General features: G+C 61.8%; 36 protein-coding genes. 7 read left to right on the top strand and 29 right to left on the bottom strand.

Annotation, left to right across the window (positions count from 1 at the left end):
- Positions 1-230 precede the first annotated feature (230 nt).
- From EN781_RS00485 to EN781_RS00350, 29 genes are all read right to left on the bottom strand, one after another.
- Positions 231-776 (bottom strand): hypothetical protein, encoded by a 546-nt coding sequence (locus EN781_RS00485; RefSeq protein WP_127399644.1) that lies wholly within the window; start codon positions 774-776, stop codon positions 231-233.
- A gap of 1 nt (position 777) precedes the next feature.
- Positions 778-933: a hypothetical protein gene (locus tag EN781_RS34060; RefSeq protein WP_189347223.1), complete on the bottom strand. Its 156-nt coding sequence runs from the start codon at positions 931-933 to the stop codon at positions 778-780.
- A complete protein-coding gene (locus EN781_RS00480; protein ID WP_127399643.1) occupies positions 933-1163 on the bottom strand; it encodes a hypothetical protein in 231 nt (76 codons plus the stop codon). Before EN781_RS00480 ends, EN781_RS34060 begins: the two co-directional genes overlap by 1 nt.
- A complete protein-coding gene (locus EN781_RS00475) occupies positions 1160-2311 on the bottom strand; it encodes a tyrosine-type recombinase/integrase (RefSeq protein ID WP_127399642.1) in 1152 nt (383 codons plus the stop codon). The genes EN781_RS00480 and EN781_RS00475 overlap by 4 nt, the downstream gene beginning before the upstream one ends.
- Positions 2312-2510: 199 nt before the next feature.
- Complete coding sequence (locus EN781_RS00470) at positions 2511-2801, bottom strand: hypothetical protein (RefSeq protein ID WP_127399641.1); 291 nt, start codon at positions 2799-2801, stop codon at positions 2511-2513.
- Positions 2783-2980, bottom strand: coding sequence for a Lar family restriction alleviation protein (locus EN781_RS00465; protein ID WP_189347221.1), 198 nt, complete (start codon positions 2978-2980; stop codon positions 2783-2785). Before EN781_RS00465 ends, EN781_RS00470 begins: the two co-directional genes overlap by 19 nt.
- Positions 2973-3695, bottom strand: a complete 723-nt coding sequence (locus tag EN781_RS00460) for a hypothetical protein (RefSeq protein WP_127399639.1) — start codon at positions 3693-3695, stop codon at positions 2973-2975. The genes EN781_RS00465 and EN781_RS00460 overlap by 8 nt, the downstream gene beginning before the upstream one ends.
- 11 nt (positions 3696-3706) lie before the next feature.
- Positions 3707-3892: a hypothetical protein gene (locus tag EN781_RS00455; RefSeq protein WP_127399638.1), complete on the bottom strand. Its 186-nt coding sequence runs from the start codon at positions 3890-3892 to the stop codon at positions 3707-3709.
- Complete coding sequence (locus EN781_RS00450; protein ID WP_127399637.1) at positions 3889-4596, bottom strand: hypothetical protein; 708 nt, start codon at positions 4594-4596, stop codon at positions 3889-3891. The genes EN781_RS00455 and EN781_RS00450 overlap by 4 nt, the downstream gene beginning before the upstream one ends.
- Positions 4593-4919: a hypothetical protein gene (locus EN781_RS00445; protein ID WP_127399636.1), complete on the bottom strand. Its 327-nt coding sequence runs from the start codon at positions 4917-4919 to the stop codon at positions 4593-4595. The genes EN781_RS00450 and EN781_RS00445 overlap by 4 nt, the downstream gene beginning before the upstream one ends.
- Positions 4916-5230, bottom strand: coding sequence for a hypothetical protein (locus tag EN781_RS00440; protein ID WP_210213449.1), 315 nt, complete (start codon positions 5228-5230; stop codon positions 4916-4918). The genes EN781_RS00445 and EN781_RS00440 overlap by 4 nt, the downstream gene beginning before the upstream one ends.
- On the bottom strand, positions 5170-5421 hold the full coding sequence (locus EN781_RS00435) for a hypothetical protein (protein WP_127399634.1): 252 nt from the start codon (positions 5419-5421) through the stop codon (positions 5170-5172). Before EN781_RS00435 ends, EN781_RS00440 begins: the two co-directional genes overlap by 61 nt.
- A gap of 12 nt (positions 5422-5433) precedes the next feature.
- On the bottom strand, positions 5434-5868 hold the full coding sequence (locus EN781_RS00430; protein WP_127399633.1) for a MucR family transcriptional regulator: 435 nt from the start codon (positions 5866-5868) through the stop codon (positions 5434-5436).
- A 36-nt stretch (positions 5869-5904) separates the two neighbouring features.
- Positions 5905-6516, bottom strand: coding sequence for a hypothetical protein (locus EN781_RS00425; RefSeq protein WP_127399632.1), 612 nt, complete (start codon positions 6514-6516; stop codon positions 5905-5907).
- 60 nt (positions 6517-6576) lie between these two features.
- A complete protein-coding gene (locus EN781_RS00420; protein ID WP_127399631.1) occupies positions 6577-6864 on the bottom strand; it encodes a hypothetical protein in 288 nt (95 codons plus the stop codon).
- Positions 6857-7255 (bottom strand): hypothetical protein, encoded by a 399-nt coding sequence (locus EN781_RS00415; protein ID WP_127399630.1) that lies wholly within the window; start codon positions 7253-7255, stop codon positions 6857-6859. The genes EN781_RS00420 and EN781_RS00415 overlap by 8 nt, the downstream gene beginning before the upstream one ends.
- Positions 7255-7614 (bottom strand): hypothetical protein, encoded by a 360-nt coding sequence (locus EN781_RS00410; RefSeq protein ID WP_127399629.1) that lies wholly within the window; start codon positions 7612-7614, stop codon positions 7255-7257. Before EN781_RS00410 ends, EN781_RS00415 begins: the two co-directional genes overlap by 1 nt.
- Positions 7615-7646: 32 nt before the next feature.
- Complete coding sequence (locus tag EN781_RS00405) at positions 7647-7877, bottom strand: hypothetical protein (protein ID WP_127399628.1); 231 nt, start codon at positions 7875-7877, stop codon at positions 7647-7649.
- Positions 7877-8116, bottom strand: coding sequence for a hypothetical protein (locus EN781_RS00400; RefSeq protein WP_127399627.1), 240 nt, complete (start codon positions 8114-8116; stop codon positions 7877-7879). Before EN781_RS00400 ends, EN781_RS00405 begins: the two co-directional genes overlap by 1 nt.
- A complete protein-coding gene (locus EN781_RS00395) occupies positions 8109-8294 on the bottom strand; it encodes a hypothetical protein (protein WP_127399626.1) in 186 nt (61 codons plus the stop codon). The genes EN781_RS00400 and EN781_RS00395 overlap by 8 nt, the downstream gene beginning before the upstream one ends.
- Positions 8291-9325 (bottom strand): hypothetical protein, encoded by a 1035-nt coding sequence (locus EN781_RS00390; RefSeq protein WP_245492516.1) that lies wholly within the window; start codon positions 9323-9325, stop codon positions 8291-8293. The genes EN781_RS00395 and EN781_RS00390 overlap by 4 nt, the downstream gene beginning before the upstream one ends.
- Positions 9322-10338 carry a DUF5131 family protein gene (locus EN781_RS00385; protein WP_127399625.1) on the bottom strand — a complete coding sequence of 339 codons (1017 nt, stop codon included), beginning with the start codon at positions 10336-10338 and terminating at the stop codon, positions 9322-9324. The genes EN781_RS00390 and EN781_RS00385 overlap by 4 nt, the downstream gene beginning before the upstream one ends.
- Before the next feature lies 1 nt (position 10339).
- Positions 10340-10702: a hypothetical protein gene (locus EN781_RS00380; RefSeq protein WP_127399624.1), complete on the bottom strand. Its 363-nt coding sequence runs from the start codon at positions 10700-10702 to the stop codon at positions 10340-10342.
- On the bottom strand, positions 10699-11148 hold the full coding sequence (locus EN781_RS00375) for a hypothetical protein (RefSeq protein ID WP_127399623.1): 450 nt from the start codon (positions 11146-11148) through the stop codon (positions 10699-10701). The genes EN781_RS00380 and EN781_RS00375 overlap by 4 nt, the downstream gene beginning before the upstream one ends.
- Positions 11149-11150: 2 nt before the next feature.
- A complete protein-coding gene (locus EN781_RS00370; RefSeq protein WP_245492515.1) occupies positions 11151-11897 on the bottom strand; it encodes a lambda exonuclease family protein in 747 nt (248 codons plus the stop codon).
- Positions 11897-12691 carry an ERF family protein gene (locus EN781_RS00365; RefSeq protein WP_127399622.1) on the bottom strand — a complete coding sequence of 265 codons (795 nt, stop codon included), beginning with the start codon at positions 12689-12691 and terminating at the stop codon, positions 11897-11899. Before EN781_RS00365 ends, EN781_RS00370 begins: the two co-directional genes overlap by 1 nt.
- Before the next feature lie 3 nt (positions 12692-12694).
- Positions 12695-13792, bottom strand: coding sequence for a hypothetical protein (locus tag EN781_RS00360; protein WP_127399621.1), 1098 nt, complete (start codon positions 13790-13792; stop codon positions 12695-12697).
- Positions 13789-14100: a hypothetical protein gene (locus EN781_RS00355; RefSeq protein WP_127399620.1), complete on the bottom strand. Its 312-nt coding sequence runs from the start codon at positions 14098-14100 to the stop codon at positions 13789-13791. Before EN781_RS00355 ends, EN781_RS00360 begins: the two co-directional genes overlap by 4 nt.
- Positions 14101-14356: 256 nt before the next feature.
- A complete protein-coding gene (locus EN781_RS00350) occupies positions 14357-14998 on the bottom strand; it encodes a LexA family transcriptional regulator (RefSeq protein ID WP_189347219.1) in 642 nt (213 codons plus the stop codon).
- A gap of 90 nt (positions 14999-15088) precedes the next feature.
- On the opposite strand from EN781_RS00350, the gene EN781_RS00345 reads away from it, so the two are divergent.
- The 7 genes from EN781_RS00345 (at position 15089) to EN781_RS00315 (ending at position 18532) form a co-directional block, all read left to right on the top strand.
- Positions 15089-15331 (top strand): helix-turn-helix transcriptional regulator, encoded by a 243-nt coding sequence (locus EN781_RS00345; protein WP_127399618.1) that lies wholly within the window; start codon positions 15089-15091, stop codon positions 15329-15331.
- A complete protein-coding gene (locus EN781_RS00340) occupies positions 15300-15869 on the top strand; it encodes a hypothetical protein (protein ID WP_127399617.1) in 570 nt (189 codons plus the stop codon). The genes EN781_RS00345 and EN781_RS00340 overlap by 32 nt, the downstream gene beginning before the upstream one ends.
- A 137-nt stretch (positions 15870-16006) precedes the next feature.
- Positions 16007-16222: a hypothetical protein gene (locus tag EN781_RS34675; RefSeq protein WP_127399616.1), complete on the top strand. Its 216-nt coding sequence runs from the start codon at positions 16007-16009 to the stop codon at positions 16220-16222.
- Between the two features lie 65 nt (positions 16223-16287).
- Positions 16288-17232 carry a helix-turn-helix domain-containing protein gene (locus EN781_RS00330; RefSeq protein WP_127399615.1) on the top strand — a complete coding sequence of 315 codons (945 nt, stop codon included), beginning with the start codon at positions 16288-16290 and terminating at the stop codon, positions 17230-17232.
- Complete coding sequence (locus EN781_RS00325; RefSeq protein WP_127399614.1) at positions 17229-17933, top strand: hypothetical protein; 705 nt, start codon at positions 17229-17231, stop codon at positions 17931-17933. Before EN781_RS00330 ends, EN781_RS00325 begins: the two co-directional genes overlap by 4 nt.
- Complete coding sequence (locus EN781_RS00320; RefSeq protein WP_127399613.1) at positions 17926-18111, top strand: hypothetical protein; 186 nt, start codon at positions 17926-17928, stop codon at positions 18109-18111. Before EN781_RS00325 ends, EN781_RS00320 begins: the two co-directional genes overlap by 8 nt.
- Positions 18101-18532, top strand: coding sequence for a hypothetical protein (locus EN781_RS00315; protein WP_127399612.1), 432 nt, complete (start codon positions 18101-18103; stop codon positions 18530-18532). The genes EN781_RS00320 and EN781_RS00315 overlap by 11 nt, the downstream gene beginning before the upstream one ends.
- The last annotated feature ends 2 nt before the right edge of the window (positions 18533-18534 follow it).

Genomic DNA, 18534 nt, shown 5'->3' with positions numbered 1-18534 from the left:
GCAAAGCGTGACGCTGGAACATTCTGCCCCGTCAGATCGGAACGCCTTGCAATTCAAGGCGTTCACGGCTATTGAGGCCCGCGTCGCTGCGGTAGCTCAGTGGTAGAGCACTCCCTTGGTAAGGGAGTAACCAAACTGGCACCATGCCAAAATCACCTGCAAAATCATTGTGTTACCGGATCGGTCGTTTTCGACTGGTGTAAGGTCTCGGTGCCAATCTGGTTCGTTTGTCACGCGTCGCAGCCCATGCACCGAATTTTCCCGTTTCCAGGTAAGCGCTCCTGCGGCAGGTCGGGATAGTCCCAAGACCAATTCTCATCATCGACCCATCCGGTTCCGGCGCAGTGCGGGCAGCGGCTCGCGTCGACATACCAGTCCCTCAACGCGCGAGCATCAGAAAGGGCGTTGTGCGGCAACTCGGGCTGGAGGTCGGGAACGTCCTTCAAGAGCACCGCCGAACATGGCAGGCTGAAGCTGGTTCCGTGATTGTCGCCAGCCATCGCGTTGAAGAAATGTGCTAGGTCCGTGTACCAGTCGGCATAGATGGTCGGCTTGTCGAACTGCTCCAGGAAGATTTTCAGGGAAAGCTGGAACTCGCGCCGCGACATGGGTGCCTTGTTCAAGATCGGGAAGACGTTCTCGAACACCCACTTGTCGAAGACGCTCGGCTCGGGCAGCACCTGATACCACTCCCGGCCGTCGTCCGACACGAGCGCCATCGACATCAACTGGCCGCCGAATCCGTTGAACTCGGTATCGATGAAAAGCCGCGCCATCCTAACCTTCCTCGAAGGACACCGATTCCGGCCATTGACCGGCATAGAACGCCTTCGCCATGGCCTCCGTCGGCTCGCGATGGATCACCACGAACCCGGCTTCTCGGAGGGTCGCCAGTTGCTGTGGGCTCAATATTTCAGCGGCGCTTTTCGCCATCAAACCAGGACCGACCGCACGCGGCGTTCGAAGTCGGCATAGGCATAATCTTTCGCGCTCTGCTCAGTCGGGTGCGCCGAATAGGTCTCGGAGTTGTTCTGGTAGGCGCCAAGCTTCCAGAATGATCCTTCGTCCGTCACGCGGTAGAAGATCCCGAGCGGCGTGTGGGCGAAGCCGCCCGCATTCCACTCCAGAGCCTTGACCCGCAGTGCCGTCTGTTGGTCGTTCATCCCTCCCTCCTTCGTTTTCGAGGCGAAGTAGTATCACCATTCGCCGATTTGCGCGGCTTCTTCTTCCCGAACACCTTGTCGATGACGCCCTTGCCCTTCTCTCCGTGGGTGTAGTTTTCGAGGAGGAGCTTCTTCGTCTTCCAACGGCCCTTGGCGGCCGTGGTGGCGACATCGACGCCGTGGCGCACGATCATCTCGGTGGCGAAGCTGTGGCGGCCTGGCTGATGCGTGCCGAGATAGGGCAGCTCGGCCTTTTCGCAGATGCGCTTGATGTCCTTGTAGACTGAGGTGCGCTGGATATAGCCGAACAGCCGATTGTTCGGCTTCTTCGCCCCGCGCCCGCTGTGACGCGGACCAGCTCGCCGATTTTTTCCCCATGGGATGCGCACCTCCCAGGAGGTCAGCCGTTCCCGCTTCCACTCTCGTAGCTGCTGCAGTTCGTACACCATCTCAATGGTGAGATCCGCTTCGCCATCCTCGCCGTTCTTCATGTCGCGGAAGATGACTTTTCGCCCGATGAGGTCGACGTCGGCGGAATCGTCTTCGAGCTTGAGCGCGTCCGAGATGCGGGCGCCGGTCTGGAATAGGAACAGCATCAAGGCACTGAGGCGCGGGTCGTCGCTGTGCTCTCGAAATGTATCGATATAGGAGCGATCGACGGCGCGCTTCGGCGGCGTGTCGGGGCGCTTGATGTCGCGCTCGTTCTTCGAAAATCCCTTGATCAGCACTGGCCGGCATTTGCCATCGTTGGCGCTGAGGTTGATCACAGCTCGCGTCGGGATGATCACCTGGCGGTTCCATGTCGTGTAGGCCGCCGTCGGATAAAGCGCCTTCGCGGCGGCGCGCACCTCCGAGCCGGTCATGTCCGAGATCCTCGTTTCAGCGAAATGCTCGAGCAGCTTGCGTATGAAATTGTCGCTCTTGCCGGCGTCGAGATAGGCGTCGACCGCTTGGGCGAAGGTGAAGCGGTCCTTCGGGTCAAGGTCAATCTCTTGCTGCGCGCGGAGTTCACGGTTTAGGCGGACCTTGTCCGCTTCCCTTTCGACAGCTTGGCCAGTGCTCTCGTGTACGCGCTGCTCGCCTTCCCGGGTAGGGACCGTTCCGGTGAGCCACCAGAACCGGCCGCGCTTGTAGATCGTGAGCGGCATGGCGTTTTACTCCACAAGAACAACTCGTCGATCTGCCGCGGCGAGATGAGAACCTGCTTGTCGACATGGTAGCAGAGCCCGGACGCGATCGCCTTTTCGCGCAACGACCTGGCAGACATGCGCAACCCTTTGTCGCGAAAACGCGCCGACCAATAGTCTGGGGTTTGCGCCACGGTCAGGAGCTCGGGCGGCTGGTCGTTCATGGTGACTTGCCGAGATCGGCGACTTCGAGCCGATAGAGTTCAAGCCACGGCATTTCGTTGTCGGTCGCAAACTCCTCGCTCCCTGACTCGGAAAACCAGTCGTCGGCGTCTTTGCGGCACGCCTCATGCCACGCGAAATTCTGGTGGTGGCCGTCATAAACGGAGTGTTCGCGGCGATAGGTCGAGCCGCTCAAGATGAGACGGCTGCACCAGACGCAGCGATGGGGTTTGCGTGCAACGGTCTTCGTGTCGCTGAAACAATGGTAGCTCATGCGCGCCTGTTCCACCGCTCGATTGCCGCCTCTTTCGTCCGCGATGGGATTTGCTCGATCGCGCAGGTTCCACCCAAGTTGATGGTGTTGCGGCAGACGACGCCCCAACCACGACTGGAAAACGGCAAGCTATCAAGCGGCTGCTCAAGTTTCACCGGGCCGCCGCAGAAGGGGCAGGGTTTCAGCTCAGCCATCGGCGTTCTCCCGAGCATCGCGAAGGCCGCGCTCATAGCCGAGTTCCTCAGCCGCCTTCAGCTGCTCCTGGTGCCGAGCCGCTTGGGCATAGAATGCCTTTGCCGAGTCGGTCGCCTCGTTGTGGATCTTGAACCAGGCGTCGGCGGCGTCGGCCTCAGCGCGACGAAGCGCCGTGAGCATGCTGCGCTCGGCACCCATCTTGATCTGGCAGGCCGGCTCGCGCGTCTCGTCGGCACCGAAGTGGTCGCACGCGCAACGCTCGTCGGCGAAGACCTCATCGCAATGGAAGCAGCGCCATGGATATGTCGCGGCGTCGTCGTAGAGCACAACAGCCCAAGCATCTTCGTCGCCGGAATGCACCGCTTCGGCGTCTTCGCGGCGAGCGTATCGCGTCGCCTTCTCGCGATCCTCGGTCCACTCTGGCCCGAGAGCAGTCCAGCAGCGCCAGCGCTTCTCGTCCCCGCGTCCTACGATCCAGCCTTGTGCCCCGATCGGCGCGTCCAGTTCGGCGGCAAGCGCTTCCGTGAAGATGTAAATCCGGTCACCCGGATCGAGATATTCGGAGCCCGTGACGTTCGGGTGCTTCTCCGGGTCATATGCTACCGCCTTCACGAGCCCGTGGCGCTCGGCGGCTTGCAGAATGTCCGCACCCGAAAGGTCGGAGCCATCGAAGCCGGCGCGGCACATTTCCTTTGCGAACTCGATCGCGCTCATGCTTGCCATCCTCATCGATCATCCCTGCAATCGGCGCAATTGTGCTTCCAATCGCGGCCGACCTTGAAAATGCGCCAGCCCTCGTCCTTGGCGTGCTGGATCATCACGTCGAAGTCATCGCGGTCGAAGACGCGCCCGGCGCTATCGCCGCATTCGTCGCAGCAGAGCTCGACCTTGTCGTCGAGGCGCTCGATCATGGCCGCACCTTCGTCGCTGCCGCATAGGCTTCGAACGCCTCACGGTCGCCGTTGCAGCATGTGTAATAAGGCTTGAGCGGGCCGATGAAGCGATTGCCTTCGCCGTAGCCCATCCATGGTCTCTCGGGGGTACGGAATGTCGCTGGCGCGATCTGCATACCAGGGAAGGTGAATGCGACACATACACTCTCCCAGAGCCATCCCTTTTCGCCGTGGCGATAGTCCGCGCGAGCGTGGTGCCGCCAATGATCAATCTCGGGATTGTCGCAGAACTCGACTTCCGGGAAGCGTTTGCGCACGATGCTCTTGAAACAGTCAATGGCGCGTTGTTCCTCCGCCTTCCTACGACGCTTGCGGCTGAAATCCTTGCGCCGGCATCGCGCGCAACAGAACACCATGCTATGCTGGGTGCCGAGCACGCCCTCGACCGGAAGATGCCGCTCCCGCAATTCGTCCTCATCGAGGCGCATGCCGCAGCCGCAGCACTCGAAGTGCCAGCCATAGGCGATCATCACCGATGCGGGAATCGGCTTTCCAGCATAGGCGTCAGCCCACGGAACGCGCCGGCAGGAGACATAGCTCAGCTCGCCGTCGGCGAACTCGTTCGCGCCCCAGCGCTTCGCCACGATGTCGTGCTCGGCGAAATAGATGGCGCCGGTGTTCTCGTCATTCTCGGTGACGGCAAAGGCTCGGAGCGCGCTCATGCTGGCACCGTCGCGTCGGTGAGCATGGCGGTGAAGATGGAGATATCAGCCTTGCGCGGCTGGGCAGGGCGGAATTTGCTTGCGAAGAACCTGGCCTCGCCGCCGTTGATGGTTGGGTTAGCGATTTCCACCAGCCGGATCAGGATTTCCGGTTCATGCCCTCTGACGACGACATCGGATTCGATCGTGCGAATGGTGTAAACGGCGTTCTTTTCCGGCAGGTTCGGGCAGTACTGCCTCTGCAACGGATGTCCTGTAGCCGTCCCCCATGTCGGGTCGACGCAGACCACCTTCATGCCGACGTGCCAATCGCGCGCGCTCATGCCGGCATCTCCTCGAAGTCTTCATCCTCCGGCCCGCGCTCGTGCGCATCGATGCGCGCCAGCTGGTCCCATTCCTCACAGAGGTATTCGTATTCGGACTCGTCGCAGTCGAAGAACGGATGGCGGCGAGGGTCTCTATGCATGCGCCAGCGGGTTTCGTCGGCGCAGCGCCGGGTGTGATAGGGCATCACCCAATCGGGCGGTTCCGTTTTCCAGGCGTCGTAGCCGGCCCATGAATCACCGAGCAACATCATTCGCCTCGCCGTTGCTTCAAGGCGGCTGCTGCCGCGTCGAGCGCGGCGCAGGCGCATGGCTGGCAAAGGTCGGCGAAGTCGAGCCGCTCTTTGCCGCCGTAGGAATCGGTGCTCCGGCCACCGTTGGCGTGGATGCTGCCCCACATGCTCGGCTTGTTGAACTCCGAGCCGCCGCGCTCACGATGCTTCTCAACCATGAAGCCGCAGTTGTCGCAGCGGATTTTGGGGATGACGTCGACGGTGGCCATTGGTGCGCGCGCCTACTGGAAAGCGCGGCGCGCGCCGTTCGTGGCGCGGGCAGGCGGCGGCATCTTGCGACCGAGCCCCGAAGCCTTCGCGAGTTGCGATCGCTTCTCGGAATAGTTCGGCGCCACCATGGGGTAATCAGCAGGCAAGTTCCATTTCGCGCGATACTGGTCCGGCGTCATTCCGAGCCCGGCGATGTGCCGCTTCATGGATGCGAACTTCTTGCCGTCTTCCAGGCAGATGATGTGATCGGGGAAGATGGACTTCTTCGGGTTGACCGCCGGCACCAGCTCGACCTCCGGTGCCTTCGCCGGCCCCGCGAGACCCTGCACCGATGCGTTCACGCTGGCGATCAGGTCCGGCAGGCTCGCCGCTGGCACCGGGTTGTTGCTGACATAGGCCGAGACGATGCTAGCCGTCAGTTCGATGAAGCGTGTGTTTGTTTCCATTGCTTTGCTCCGTGGTTGAGGGATTGTCGCGGCGGATCACATCGCCGGTCGACCTGGTGGCGGCTCTGACAGGAGATCGACCTCCATCATGCCGGGGTAGCAATAAGGCGAGCGCGGCCTGATCTGCCTGCGCATCGCCTGAAAATTGAGGTGGTCATAGCCGTGGAGGCCGAGGAAGGCCTCAAGGGCGCTCATCGCCACGGATGTTCTCGTCAACAGCCGCTCGAAGGTCAGGACGAGCGTCGGGCATTTTCCATTGGCGCCGACCGCAGCCATGTTCGGCGATCTTTCTCTCCTGATGCCGGCGACCATGGTGCGGACGCAATGCCGGTTCGAGGTGACACCGGGCAGATCGGCGACCATCTTCAATTGCGATCTTGCCTGCTCGTGCGAGTCCCGATCGAGCCAGATGACGACATGCTTCGGCATGGGACCGATCGGCAGCTCGGCCGGGGTGATGAGCTTGATCGCCCTGCCTCTGAGTTCGGCGAAGGCCTTCGGGTCGAAGCTCCCGAACATGCTAGCGCTCGATTCGAAGGCGGGCCAATCGCCGAAGCACTGCACGCCGCCGGCATAGAGCATCTGCATCATCAGCGAGGTGCCGCAGCGGCCTTGTCCGGCGACGACGATTGCAGGGAGAGATGACATTGGCGGCCGCTCTGGTGAAACTGTTATGGTGACAGTGTAACCATATTGGTTACAACGAAGTCAACGGGAAATATTCGCTGGTCCCTTATCTTTGCACACCGGTGCGGTGCCGCATTCCTCCAAGCGAGTGAGGCGGTTCCCGCACTGCGCGCGCCAACCTGTCGCGGTCTCAGGCCGGGCCATGATATGCCGGCCGCAGAGCTCGCAAAGGCGTTCCTCCAGAACCTTCCGATACAGCGGCTCAACAACGCGCCCAGTATCGATGGCAAGCCGATCAGCGGCCACGCGATTGAAGAACACGCGCTTCCAGTCCGGTCCCTCGACCAGATAGGCATCAGGCTCAGTCATGGCGCGGCGCTTTCGGCGCGACGACCACGATCTTGTCGGGATGAACCCGCTCGGCGAGTTCGGAGAGAGGATCGATGCGCTCGTGCTGCGCGATCGTCATCAGCGGCACGGTGATCTCCTCACCATAGCGCGCTTTCCATGTCGCGAGCCATTCGCGCCAGTTGTCGCCGTTGACCTGCTCGGCCTCCGGGAGAGCCTTCCTCAGTTCCGGATGAAGCGCGAGAATGACTGGCTCCGCTTCACGACTTATGCGCGGTATCTGGTGCGTAAACACGTTCTCGCCGGTCATGTAGTTCAGCACCTCATAGATGCCCGTCATGTGATTTTCGGAGACCAGCCGGCCGGTCACCACCGACAGCACAGCACCGATTGGAAATGCCTTCTCTGCCATCACTCGCTCCTCGCGATCAGTTTCGGTCTCATCTTGCCGCCCTTCGCCTTCGTCTCGACCTGCAACGGAACGCCCGGCCGCTTCTCGAACACCTTGCCCAGCACGCTCCGCACATGCTCAGCGCCAGGCGCGTCGGTGGCGAGGATCATCAGCGCCGCATCGGCGAGGGCTTCGCGGATGACGGCCGTCGTCGGCGCTGGCGCGCCGCTCGCTCCGGCGCCCTTGACCTTGGCGCGGCTTTTTCGGCTCGCCTCGGCGAAATACTTCCGACGCTCCGCCTGATCGAGGTTGCCGAAGCTGCCGGCGCTGCGCTGAGCGAGCAGGTCGTGCAGCTTCATCAGCGCTTCGTCCGGGTCCATTTTTACTTTTGACGCGTCAAAAGCATTTTCCATCACGTGCCTGCGATGTTCTGGTGCTTCATGACGATGTCGGCGCCGCCGTCGGCGCGCGGCGGTGGTGACACATCATCAGCATCGCCGGCCACGAAGATCTTGCTCGAGGCGCATTTCGGGCAACGTGCGCTCTTTGCCAGGATCGCCGCCTTGTTGAGCGGCATCGGGAGGTGAGCGACCACGAAGACGAAGCCGCACTCGCATTTGCCGCGCAGCGCGTTCTCCGCCATCACTCGCCGCCTTCCTTCTCCCCGCGCTTGCGCGCCTTGGTGATCAGAACCACCTCGCCGTTCGGATAGATCAGCTCCACCTGCTCATTGCGGCCGATTCCGTCGAAGATCGCGGCGAGCTGGCGCGTGAGAACCTCGTTGGTCCTCTCCAGAACGTCCATCTTCGCCTGCGTCTGCGCGCGGGCGATGCTCGCCTGCAGGTCCGAAATGCGCGGGGGATGCGTTACTTGGTCAGCCATTCAGTTTCTCCTCGATATAATTGAGACGCTCCCGCATTTCGGCGATGAACCTGCGGACGGTGTCGGGGTGCTCCTCCTGATCGACGTCGGCCGGAAGCGTGGACAAAGTGTCGTGCGCCCACTTCGCCGCGATGGACGAGAGGCCGGCGCAGCGGCGGGAAAAGTCGATGACCTTCATGCCGCCACCAGGTCGAAGTCTGCAGCGTTGATGCGCTTGCCGTCTGGCGTGACCGCCATCAACTCGTGCGGAACGCGGCGCACCTCGGCCTCCGCCTCGGCGCGCGTGTAGCGGCCGGCTGAAATCGTGTCGGTCGTGTAGCCGCAATATTGCGGGCGATAGTACGCGTCCTTGTCCCTCGCCCAGATCAGGTAGACCGTCTCGGCGCCGAAGATGATGCGGCGCAGCAGCTCGGCGCGCTTGAAGTCCATGCGCCTGGTGGCGGCGGCAAGCTCACGCTCCAGCCTCTCCCGGCGCTTGCGCTCGTTGCGCTTGACGCGCAGGTCCGCCGGCGCCGAGCAGAATATCTCATGGCACGCGAGGTTGAGCAGGGTGTACTTGTCGGCCACCACCCACCACATGCTGTTGATGTTGTAATAGGCGGTGCCGCGCCCGATGCGCTTGTCATAGCCGACGAACCAGACCGTCGCGCCATGCTCGATCGTCTGGCCGTCGCGCGAGGTGTGGTTGTAGGCGTACTCGCTGACAGGTCGGCCGAGTTTCTTGTCGGTGTGCCAGGATTCGGCGTAGCGGCGCTCAATCCGCTCCATTGCCGTGATGCCGGCCGGTTCGTCTTGCTTCACCGTTACCGGCGCGATGGTTTCGAGCCAGGCCACGATGCGGCGCGCTTCGAGATGGAAGCGCAGCCGGTCGAGATACTCCATGCGGGCGAGCTTGCGGAAATCGTAGCGGCGGCCGTGTTGGTTATCCATCGGCCAGGTCTCGGCCCAGAATTTGATCTCGATCGCGCGGCCGTTGATCTCGACCGAGGCCCGCATGTTGCCTTGCGAGGCGAGGCGGTGCGTCGAGTTCAGCGCCCGGAAATGATCTTTCATGCGCGGATCGGCGCCGACGTGCCAGCCTCGGTCTCGCATGCCGCGAACCAGTGGCGCGAACACATCGGAGAGGAAAGTTTCGTCCCGGGCATTGTCCTGCCAGATGCCGATGGTCGTGTCGTGGATGTTGACGTCGATCTTCGCGCGCATAGTCATGCCGCCACCTCCGGTCGTGCGTTGTGTTCAATGCCGTCGAGCAGGCGGCCAGAGCGGCGCTTGCCGATCTTGCGCATGGCGACCATGTCGGGATGGACTAGGCGCGCTTGCGGATAGTCTTCCTGCCACTCCCTCACGCGGCCATCAGGGAGGATCGTAGCTTCATCGAACCGCCATAGGTCGGGCGCGTCTCTGCCCGGTGCCCACTCGCCGTTCTGTTTGTGATGAAAGGCGACGCCGGCGGCCGTGCACTGGTCGCGAAGCTGCCGGAACCACAGCGGGTGCGTCGGGCGCGCGCGATGCTCGCCTTGGTCTGTCTCACCGCCCGTGATCGCCCAGCCAAGCGGCGGCAACTTGATCGATGGCGCGCCGAGTAGCGAATTGAAGGTAACGATGCCCGTGGTGACTTCCGGCCAGTCGACGAACTTGGCCGGCCCTTCATGGATGACGATCCGTGTCGGGTCGACCGGCCCAAGCAGCGGCTCGAAGCTGGCGAAGGTGAAGGCCGGGCGCTCAAGGTCGCGCGCGGCGCATGCCAGATGAAACAGGTTGATTGCCCGTTCCTGATCCTCGACCGTCGTGCCGATCGCGGCGTTGCGCGGCCACGGCATGTCGAAGGCCGCGCCATACATCCGGACGATGTTCTGCGGGCGTTTTGTGAGCAGCAGCCAGATCAGGTTCGGCGTTGCTCGGATCAGTTCGAAAAGGTCGGTGCGCCATGCCGTAGGCACTTGGTTGTCGAAGACATCGGCCAGGCTGGAGCAGAACACGAATGGTCGCGTTCCGGCCTCGGCGGCTTTGCGGTTCCATGCCAAAGGCTTGCGCCGGTTCGCCTCTGATGTGAGGACACGCGTGCCGGCGCCTTTACCAGGGCCGCCCCACTCGACGCGATGATAACGCTTGTCCATCATCGCCTCGGCGTAGCAGCCGTCGCACGCGATCGAGACCTTGGAACATCCGATCCAATGATTGTGCGTCATGTCGCACCAAGAGATTGCGGTGATCTCACCCACGTCATTGCCTCCCAAAGGTGATGAAACAGCCGAACAGGAAGCCCAGCCAGAACGCGAACACGGTGTTGTCGGTCAGGTAGCGCTTGAGCTTGAGGAACCAGCTTGGGCGCGGCTCTGGCTCGGCGGCTTTCGGCACCTCCGCCTTCCCCCAATGCTCAATCGGCAGCACGTAGGCGCCGGAACAGATATCGGCGAGGCGCTGGAGGCGCTTGGCCGCCTCAAGCGGTCCCTCCAGCGTCGCCAGCCTGCGAGCCGACGCGTCGAGAAACTGCATCACGATGAGATGCGACGTTCCATCGAATTGGGCATCGGCCAGGTTGCGCGTCGTGAAAAAGCTATCGGTCATGATCTCCCCCTTGGTCACCACGGCACCTTCCTCGCATCCTTGCGGCTCGGAAGTTTCCGCGTCGGCCATTTGCGCTTCGGCTTGGTCTCGCCGTCGCGGCGCTCCTCGAGGCGCTTGGTCTTGGCGATGGCGTGGATGTCCGAGCCGTACGAGGTGACGGGCCCGCCCACAGTCTTCTCCCGGTGGGCCGGCTTGTCCCTCACCACCAGGTGCTCGATCGAATTGGCCGGCGGGATCGTATCCCGCTTCACCGGGTCCCACGCCCGCAGTTTCAGCGGCGGGTCGTGGTCGATCTCGATACCGCGGGTGAGCGGCTCCAGGCGCATGCCGGTGCGAGGATCCTTGCCGTTCTGCCGGATGAGCAGCTCTGCGAGGATTTTCTTCGGGATCTCCGGCCGCTTCCAGTCGCTGGGCGGTCCTTCGACCTTTGCGCCATGGTCAGGGAGGAAGGCGACGCGAGCCATGATCAGCCGGCCATCCGCATGGCGCTGTTTTCCGGCTCGGGCTCATAGGCGCGGACGCGATCGACAAGCGCCGCCAGTTCTTCATTGAAGATCCTGACTGCTGTAGCGATGGAGGCGATATAGACCTCATCGCGATAGACGCGCTTGATGAGCGGCGGAAGCTTGGGGCAGTAGGACATGAAGTCCCACCATTCCCGCTCGCAAAGCCAGATATTGCCATGCACCTGGGCCTTGTGCTCGGAAGGCAGTTCGTTCCGGAACAGGCGATCGATCTGGATATGCGCGAGGGCCGACTTGATCTCCAGGCCGCCGTTGTTTCCGATGATCGAATCCGGGCTGCATCCGGCGTTGCCATTGCGCACGAAGCCGACGAGCTTTGGTTCGGTATCGGTGTGGAAGGCATAGAGGCGGCGCGCGTCATCTTCCTGATCGCTGCCTCGCTCCATATGAGCGTTCGAATAGCTCTCGCTCAGTTCGCCCGTCAGGATCTCGCCGGCCAGCTCGCGCATGTATTTCGACCGGGTGGCGGCTGGATTGGCGTTCTTGCTCTTTGCAGCTTTCACGGCAGCGGCCAGTTGAGCAGCCGAGCACCCCGACTTGACCAGCGCATCGATCAGCGTGTTCGCCATGGTGCCGTCGGATCGGCCTTCCGAAATGACGGTCGAGAACTGTGAGGCAGTCGGCAGTCCGCGCCTGCACTCGAACCATTCCGGCGTGCCTTGGACGCAGTCGAAGATTTCCATGCCCATCAGCCACGCCCTCCGCCAGCCTGCCGCTTGCCGTAGGCACGGAGGTTTTGCACCGCGTCATCAAACATGCTCGCCGGAAGATCAGGCACCGCCTGGATGTCGTAGACCTCGCAGAACTTGTCGGCCGAAGCTCCGACCTCATCCATAATCGCCCAAAGTTGGCGCAACTGGTCTTCGCTGATCGGCGCGCCCTTGCCGATCGCGTTGCCGTCGCGATCGTCACCGGTCGAGATGTTGAACAGCATGCAAAGCAGGTAGCGCCGGCCGTAGGTGGCGGTGCTGCCGAAAGCCTGGGTGCCGGTCTTGTTGACCTTGCCTTGCGATCCGGCGCCATCGACGGGGATTCCAGCGTCACCGTTCCTGACGTGACCTTCCTCGTGCGAAATCTCCCAAAGGATGCGCAGTTCGCCGAGTTCGTTGTAGCCGTCCGGCTGAAACGAGACCGCAAAGCCATGCTTGTGGATGATCGGCATGGCCTGTTCCTCGATCGCCGCGAGGTCGGCGTAGGTCGACTTGGTGTGATCGTTCTTGCGGTTCTTGGTGACGACCGGGAGTTCGGTCTGGCACTTCGACATGGCCGCGAAATAGGCGCGCTTGGCAACGAACTCGGCATCCTCACGGGCGCGCCGACGGTTGTTCTCAACCTCTTCGTTGCGAAGCTGGAGCATCCGTTCGAGCTTCTCGACGGATGCCTGCGGATCGAGCACGACGCGCTCGATCATCTGGATGAATGGATCGGGCCGGTGATCGACTTCGAAACGGTCGTCTTTGCGGATTTCAACAGCGCTGTTCATGGCTCAAAACCTCAATGTGACGTTGGGGATCTCGCCAGCGACGATGGCGAGGACGATCTTCTTGGCGAGTTCTTCACGGACGCCGACTGCCATGAAGGCATCCTTGGCAGCCCCCATCACTTCGCCGCGGTGCTTGCGGTCGGCGGCGCGCGCCTCCTCCTCGCGGCGTGTTTTCTCGATCTCGGCAAGGCGTGAGGCCTCCTCGCGCTCGGCTTTTTCGGCGGCGGCCTTCTTCTCTGCTTCAAGCCGGGCGATCTTCTCTTCCTGCTCGGCGCGCCACGCTGCCGCCTCGGCGTCCTTGCGGCGCTGCTCGGCCTGCGCCTCCATGATCACCTTCTGCCGCGCGGCCTCGGCGATCTGTTCTTCGCGGACCTTCTGCTCCTGGGCTTCCCGTTCGGCGCGAGCGGCATCGTCGCGTTCTCGTTGCGCTTGCTCGGCTGCAAGCTGTTCAGCCTTGAGGCGCTCAGCCTCGATCCTGTCGCGGCGTTCCTTTTCGGCGCGAAGCTGTTCCAGTTCGATCCTGTCGGCCTCGGCCTTCTTATGGACTTCGAATGCGGCGTTTAGCTTGTCCGTCGCGAAGCGATGCGCGGTGCGAGCCTGCTCCTCGAACTCGCCCAGCCGGTCGTCGATCACGATCACCTGTTCCAGTTCATGCAACAGAGCCGCGAATGGCTGGGGCGCACCGCCGATAAGGCCATTGCCGCAATCCACGATGGCCTTGAGGACCGTCATGCACCGTTCTATGCGGGCCTCCTCCTCGGTCTCCCAATCAGTGAGCGGCTTGCGGGCGCGCTCAGCCAGCGCTTCAAATTCCTCGCGAACGATCCGGCGCTTGGCGTCGACCTTGTTGATCTGCGCGCGCGCGTCCTCGTTCAGCTTCTTTCCGGCATTGTCGATCGCGGTCTTGGTGCGCGTCACCTTATAGGCCAGCGAGCCGATCTCCTTGCGGCCGGTGGCGGTCGACAGATCCGGCACGAACGCATTGATCTCAGCCTCGACGTGATCGCGAAGCCGGGAATAGAGGTTGTCGTCAATCAGAACCGAAACAGGATTGGTCTCGATGATTGTGGCAATATCGTTTACTTCGGCGCGCGCGTTCATGCCGGCTCTCCTGCGTTGATGGTATTGCCTTCCTCGTCGAATTCGGTGCCATCCGGCCCATAACGATGCGCGCCGTTCGGATGCTTCGATGCCCGCTGCTCCTCGGTGCGGACGTCGCGCCGTGCGACGGCGACCTTCGCGACCTCGGAATGATCCTTGATCTCGACGACCTCGACCGAGATTTCCCCACCTCGCATGGGGACCATGACGCGATCACCGATGGCGAGATTGAAGCCTCCGCTGAGATAGTCGTAGAAGCGGCCGTTCTCACCGAACTTCACGGCGACAGCCTTGTTTTGATCCGACATTTGCAACCGATCCTGTTTCACGTGAAACCAAAATGGCACCATTCGACGCATGCCGACGCGGGAAGGGGACACCCGCGCCGGCTACGCCGCGCAGCACTCAGAACATTTGCTTGAACCAGGGGGTTTTGGGACTTACGCCTACGGGGACGGGCGGCGTTTGCTGGTCAATCAATCTGCGCAGGATCAATGTAACCATATCGGTTACCGTCCGCAATAGCGTAACCAGAGCGGCACCAAAATTATTTACTGTGCTTCGTTAAATTGTGGAAATCTTCAATCGGGCCCGGCCTATGATGCTCAAATCGCCCGGTTTTGCCGTTTCCTCGGGAATATTCGGATTGTCCGAGCGAACCAGAATCGTTCCAGCGGTTGTCGGCGACAGGAACCGCAACTGGAGCTCGCCGGCGATTCGCATCGCGTAAAGCCCGGGTCGCGTCGGAGTCTTGGCGTCCAGGTCGAGGATGACCGCGTCGCCACGGCGCAGATGCTGGTTCATGTCGTCGCTGTCGACGATGACGAGCTGCAGTTTGTGGCTCGTCGCGCCCGGCATGAGGTGCGCCAGAAGATCCTGCTGGATCGAAATACTTGGTTCGGATGGAAGTGCGCCATCCCCGCCAGCGATCTCAAACACGCTTTGGAACCGATTTAGATCGGCCTTTGCGATGTTCGGGAAGATCAGCTCTTGGGGTGTCGTCTCCAGGTGGGGCGCGATGCGGACGGCCCATTCGCTGGTAAGTTTGCGCTTGGAGCTCTCCAGCCGGCCCATGTGCTGGCGCGTGAGGCCGACGCGGCGAGCAAGCTCCGAGATGCTCATCTTCTTGCGCTCGCGGAACAGTCTGATGCCGTTTTTCATGTCAGTCATGCGGACGCCAACGATTTCCCCCAGGATGGTCTTCATTGGCGTAGCCGAAGAACGTCCACAACGGAATTGCGCCAAATTGGTTACAAAGGCTTGACGAGTAACCATTCAGGTGACATCTCTTGTGACATGGAAACAGCGGTTCATCAACTCACGGCATGGCTTGACAGGCCGAACGCGCCTCCGCGCTCGGCCTTCGCCGCCAAGATCGGCATCGCGCGCCAGGTCCTCTGGCGCTATGAGAACGGCCGCATGCCGAAGCGGACCATCCTTGAAAGGATCGTCGTCGAGACCGACGGCGCCGTCACCGCCAATGCCTGGCTCGGGAAGGAGGCTGCGGATGTCGTTTCGACACGACCGACTGCCGCTTGATCCGGGCCACGCAAAACCTTTCCGCCCGGCGCTCAGCGCGCCCCAACGTCCGCTGAAGAACCCGTGTCGCCACAACACTCAAGGGTTCCCAGTTGTCATCGTCGATAGCCATCTGCAGCCTCCAGGTAACGGCGGCAACGATGGCACCGAAAAAGGTCGAGGTGTCTCACAGGTCGTTCTGAATCCACGACAAGCCGTCCCCCCTTCTCCTGTTGTTCGTGAGGGATTGATGACGCAGCATGCCATTGCTGAGGAACTAGAGCGTCTGGTCAAAGACGCAGCCGGCGAGATTGTGCCCGGCATGACAGTGAAGGCCCAGATCAACCGGGCCTGCGAGAACCTCGGCTATTCCCGCGGCAACTGGCGTGTTCGCCAGGCCTGGTATGGATTGGCCGAGAACTGGCGCTCGGAGCCGGTCTTCGACCTGCTCGGCCGCTACAACCGATTAGTGCAGCAGCGTACCGCGTGCGGGTCGCATACCGTCCAGGCGGTTGACCCACTTTCCAATTTGATGGCCGCCGCGACGCGCAGGCAATAACCGTCCGTTAACCGAAGTTAATGGCGCGGCAAAGCTTTGCTTGCTTGTGGCGACTTTGTCCAGAACGAGATGATGGCGTGAGGCCAATGTTGCGATGGCCTCACGTTTTTTGCGGAAAAGCCCAGGGGGAGTGTGAAATGGACGCCAGGGGGGCGAGGACGCGCTCAATTGAAGGGGCCGCGCATCTCTTCGATCGGGCTAATATTATCGGCAGGCAAAGCGCTGTTGATGACGCAACCGCGAGTATAGTCGCGTCCACGGTCTTTCTTGAGCAGGCGATGGGCGTCGAGCGCACCATCGCTATTCTCACCGCCACAATCGAGGCCGTGCGGAACGGCCGAATGTCAAACTGATTTTCTCAGGCATCACCATCTGTACCGAGTAGGGGTTGCCTCTCCAGCCACCCGGGGAGACGACGTTGACGATTGTAACCCGCAAGCGACGGGATAACTTCGCTATCATACCGAATGAGGTCGCAAGCGATGAGCGGCTGACGTTCGAGGAGCGTGGTGTGCTGGTCTATCTACTGGCGAAGCCGCACGACTGGAACGTCAACGTCAAGAACTTGCAGACTCAGGGCGGCATCGGCCGGGACAAGGTCTATCGGATCCTGCAGAAGCTGGAGACGACTGGCTATTTGACCCGCGAGCAAGCCACCGATAGCAAGGGGCGCTTCGGCTCCTACAACTACACCATCCACGATGATGCTGTGCCGCAGCTGCTCCCGCTGCCGTCTCCTGATATGCAGGAAGCGGCCTGTCCGCGTCCTGATAATAAGGAACCGGAGTTGCCGCTTCCTGAAAATCCGTCAACTGGTTTTCCGGTTAACGGAGAATCCGACACATACAAAGAACCTATTCAACAAAAATCCCCCCTAGCCCCCCTCACGGGGGGGACAGATGGTCTTTTGGATAAAATTGTCTCCTCCTGGCCGCTGGAGCAACTCGGCAAGCGAGATGTGGCTGAGCGAGAACTGGTGAGCCTGTCGCCTGAAAAGAGGCAGCGAGCAGTCGACTGCGTCTCGGCATTCCTCCGGCACTGCAGGCTCCGCAAAGAGCGAATTCCCAGGCTCTCAGTTTACCTATCGGCGCAGATGTTCGAAATCGTCTACGGCGCCCCGGAGTTGGACCATGCCGGGTATTACCGCATTCATCCGAGGCGGGCAGAATGGAGCCCTTGGTTGGAGTGCATCAGGGCTAAGCACGGCGAGGCGAAGGCGGCCAAGTGCGAGGCCGACGAATTGGTCCTCGCAAAAACACGGTGGCCGGCAGATCTTCCGCTTGCCAGCCGTGTAACCAATTTGGCACCATCGGCAACGGGATCGGTTGCTGATTCGCGATCAGCTGGGGGTTCGCTGCTTTGACCAAGCTTTTTCTCGACACGCCAAAGGAACTCGAGAAGCGGATCGACCGCCTCGTCGAGCACCTTCGCCACGCCGAGTTCCTGTTCTTCAACGTCAGCAAGCACGGACTGCCGTCGCCGCGCGATCTTCTGTGGCTGCTTCTCTCCGATGCGATGGAAACGGCCAGCAACGTGCCGCGCGATGATCTGCGTATGGTCTCGCATGTCGGCACGGTAATGCCTGGAACGCGCGACACAGCCGACCTCGCCTACGCTCGCGAAGTCGCGAGGCTGCAAGCCGGCATGCCGCAATACGATCGCACCTCGGTCAAGTCGGTGCCCAGCGAGCAGGCGATCGAGCGCATGGTCGACGTCTTTGACCTGATGCGCTTCGTCATCGCGGGGCGCGCCGGCAAGGACGTGCTTCGCATGAAGCGCACAGTGATGGCGCGCGCCGCCGGGCTCTCGCTCGAGCAGTGCGGCAGGATCTGGGACCGGCATCGCATCGATTTCGATCGAAGGGCCATGCACGACCTCAAGCAGCTCGTGTTGGGGCAAATCCTCAAGGGCATTGAAAAGCAGTTCGGCCTGGTCCGCACCAGCCGTTCGTTCCGGCGCCTCACCGTCAGAGAAATCGAGGAACGAAAAAAGGCTCGCAAGCGCGAGGAAGCCCGCCGCCGGCGCGAGAAGGCGGAAGAGCAACAGGAGCAGGCAAATGGATGACCCTCAGGCAGAGACGATACGCCGCCAGATCGCTGAAGCGAAGGTGCGCCGGATCGTTGCGGAAAACCTCATGAACGAGATGCGCCAGGGGCCTCTGGCCTGGCTCCGTTATCAGATGGCTTCCACCGTCTCGCCGCTTGCGTTCGCCAGGCGGTCGGCCGTCGCCGATGCCAATTGACATCAGCACCCCGAAGGATCTGCGGATCAGGCGTAAGAGCATCGGCTACTGCGCCATCTGCGCCGTCAGCATGGTGACGGATCCAGCGGTGTTCCGCCTCGCCACGGCCGAGAACGTCGAGGCGCATCTCTCCCAGCTGCAGCCCGGCACATGGCAGGCGCTCCAGTTCGAGCGCGTGCTGTGGACGCCAGGCTTCGCAGTGGCGCGCACCATCGTCGTCGGCGTCGAGCGCTTCCTCACCGACATCGGCAAATCGCTCGGCAACCACTGGTACATGGCGCCGCTCGATCTGCTCGATCAGCTGATCGTGGCCCAGCAGATGACGCTGAAGGCCCGGCTCTGGACGCACCAGGAACTGGTCGCGCGGCTGCGCAACCATGCCAACGAGGAAGCCGACCGCTTCGCCAAGGGGGTTTTCTGAAC

Source organism: Mesorhizobium sp. M4A.F.Ca.ET.090.04.2.1, from assembly GCF_003999085.1.
Taxonomy (GTDB): domain Bacteria; phylum Pseudomonadota; class Alphaproteobacteria; order Rhizobiales; family Rhizobiaceae; genus Mesorhizobium.
This window is presented reverse-complemented; position numbering and strand designations above follow the sequence as displayed.

Bases quoted from the DNA above. Each gene is read 5' to 3' on its own strand.
- EN781_RS00475 (WP_127399642.1), bottom strand. From the start codon at position 2,311: ATGCCGCTCACGATCTACAAGCGCGGCCGGTTCTGGTGGCTCACCGGA.
- EN781_RS00355 (WP_127399620.1), bottom strand. From the start codon at position 14,100: ATGTCGGATCAAAACAAGGCTGTCGCCGTGAAGTTCGGTGAGAACGGC.
- EN781_RS00480 (WP_127399643.1), bottom strand. From the start codon at position 1,163: ATGAACGACCAACAGACGGCACTGCGGGTCAAGGCTCTGGAGTGGAAT.
- EN781_RS00345 (WP_127399618.1), top strand. From the start codon at position 15,089: ATGGAAACAGCGGTTCATCAACTCACGGCATGGCTTGACAGGCCGAAC.
- EN781_RS00320 (WP_127399613.1), top strand. From the start codon at position 17,926: ATGGATGACCCTCAGGCAGAGACGATACGCCGCCAGATCGCTGAAGCG.
- EN781_RS00395 (WP_127399626.1), bottom strand. From the start codon at position 8,294: ATGAAGGTCATCGACTTTTCCCGCCGCTGCGCCGGCCTCTCGTCCATC.
- EN781_RS00465 (WP_189347221.1), bottom strand. From the start codon at position 2,980: ATGGCTGAGCTGAAACCCTGCCCCTTCTGCGGCGGCCCGGTGAAACTT.
- EN781_RS00390 (WP_245492516.1), bottom strand. From the start codon at position 9,325: ATGACTATGCGCGCGAAGATCGACGTCAACATCCACGACACGACCATC.
- EN781_RS00410 (WP_127399629.1), bottom strand. From the start codon at position 7,614: ATGGACCCGGACGAAGCGCTGATGAAGCTGCACGACCTGCTCGCTCAG.
- EN781_RS00360 (WP_127399621.1), bottom strand. From the start codon at position 13,792: ATGAACGCGCGCGCCGAAGTAAACGATATTGCCACAATCATCGAGACC.
- EN781_RS00340 (WP_127399617.1), top strand. From the start codon at position 15,300: ATGTCGTTTCGACACGACCGACTGCCGCTTGATCCGGGCCACGCAAAA.
- EN781_RS00445 (WP_127399636.1), bottom strand. From the start codon at position 4,919: ATGAGCGCGCGCGATTGGCACGTCGGCATGAAGGTGGTCTGCGTCGAC.
- EN781_RS34060 (WP_189347223.1), bottom strand. From the start codon at position 933: ATGGCGAAAAGCGCCGCTGAAATATTGAGCCCACAGCAACTGGCGACC.
- EN781_RS34675 (WP_127399616.1), top strand. From the start codon at position 16,007: ATGGACGCCAGGGGGGCGAGGACGCGCTCAATTGAAGGGGCCGCGCAT.
- EN781_RS00315 (WP_127399612.1), top strand. From the start codon at position 18,101: ATGCCAATTGACATCAGCACCCCGAAGGATCTGCGGATCAGGCGTAAG.
- EN781_RS00365 (WP_127399622.1), bottom strand. From the start codon at position 12,691: ATGAACAGCGCTGTTGAAATCCGCAAAGACGACCGTTTCGAAGTCGAT.
- EN781_RS00400 (WP_127399627.1), bottom strand. From the start codon at position 8,116: ATGGCTGACCAAGTAACGCATCCCCCGCGCATTTCGGACCTGCAGGCG.
- EN781_RS00415 (WP_127399630.1), bottom strand. From the start codon at position 7,255: ATGGCAGAGAAGGCATTTCCAATCGGTGCTGTGCTGTCGGTGGTGACC.
- EN781_RS00430 (WP_127399633.1), bottom strand. From the start codon at position 5,868: ATGGAAACAAACACACGCTTCATCGAACTGACGGCTAGCATCGTCTCG.
- EN781_RS00485 (WP_127399644.1), bottom strand. From the start codon at position 776: ATGGCGCGGCTTTTCATCGATACCGAGTTCAACGGATTCGGCGGCCAG.
- EN781_RS00375 (WP_127399623.1), bottom strand. From the start codon at position 11,148: ATGGCTCGCGTCGCCTTCCTCCCTGACCATGGCGCAAAGGTCGAAGGA.
- EN781_RS00350 (WP_189347219.1), bottom strand. From the start codon at position 14,998: ATGAAGACCATCCTGGGGGAAATCGTTGGCGTCCGCATGACTGACATG.
- EN781_RS00425 (WP_127399632.1), bottom strand. From the start codon at position 6,516: ATGTCATCTCTCCCTGCAATCGTCGTCGCCGGACAAGGCCGCTGCGGC.
- EN781_RS00450 (WP_127399637.1), bottom strand. From the start codon at position 4,596: ATGAGCGCGCTCCGAGCCTTTGCCGTCACCGAGAATGACGAGAACACC.
- EN781_RS00440 (WP_210213449.1), bottom strand. From the start codon at position 5,230: ATGCGCCTGCGCCGCGCTCGACGCGGCAGCAGCCGCCTTGAAGCAACG.
- EN781_RS00435 (WP_127399634.1), bottom strand. From the start codon at position 5,421: ATGGCCACCGTCGACGTCATCCCCAAAATCCGCTGCGACAACTGCGGC.
- EN781_RS00460 (WP_127399639.1), bottom strand. From the start codon at position 3,695: ATGAGCGCGATCGAGTTCGCAAAGGAAATGTGCCGCGCCGGCTTCGAT.
- EN781_RS00405 (WP_127399628.1), bottom strand. From the start codon at position 7,877: ATGGCGGAGAACGCGCTGCGCGGCAAATGCGAGTGCGGCTTCGTCTTC.
- EN781_RS00455 (WP_127399638.1), bottom strand. From the start codon at position 3,892: ATGATCGAGCGCCTCGACGACAAGGTCGAGCTCTGCTGCGACGAATGC.
- EN781_RS00420 (WP_127399631.1), bottom strand. From the start codon at position 6,864: ATGACTGAGCCTGATGCCTATCTGGTCGAGGGACCGGACTGGAAGCGC.
- EN781_RS00370 (WP_245492515.1), bottom strand. From the start codon at position 11,897: ATGGGCATGGAAATCTTCGACTGCGTCCAAGGCACGCCGGAATGGTTC.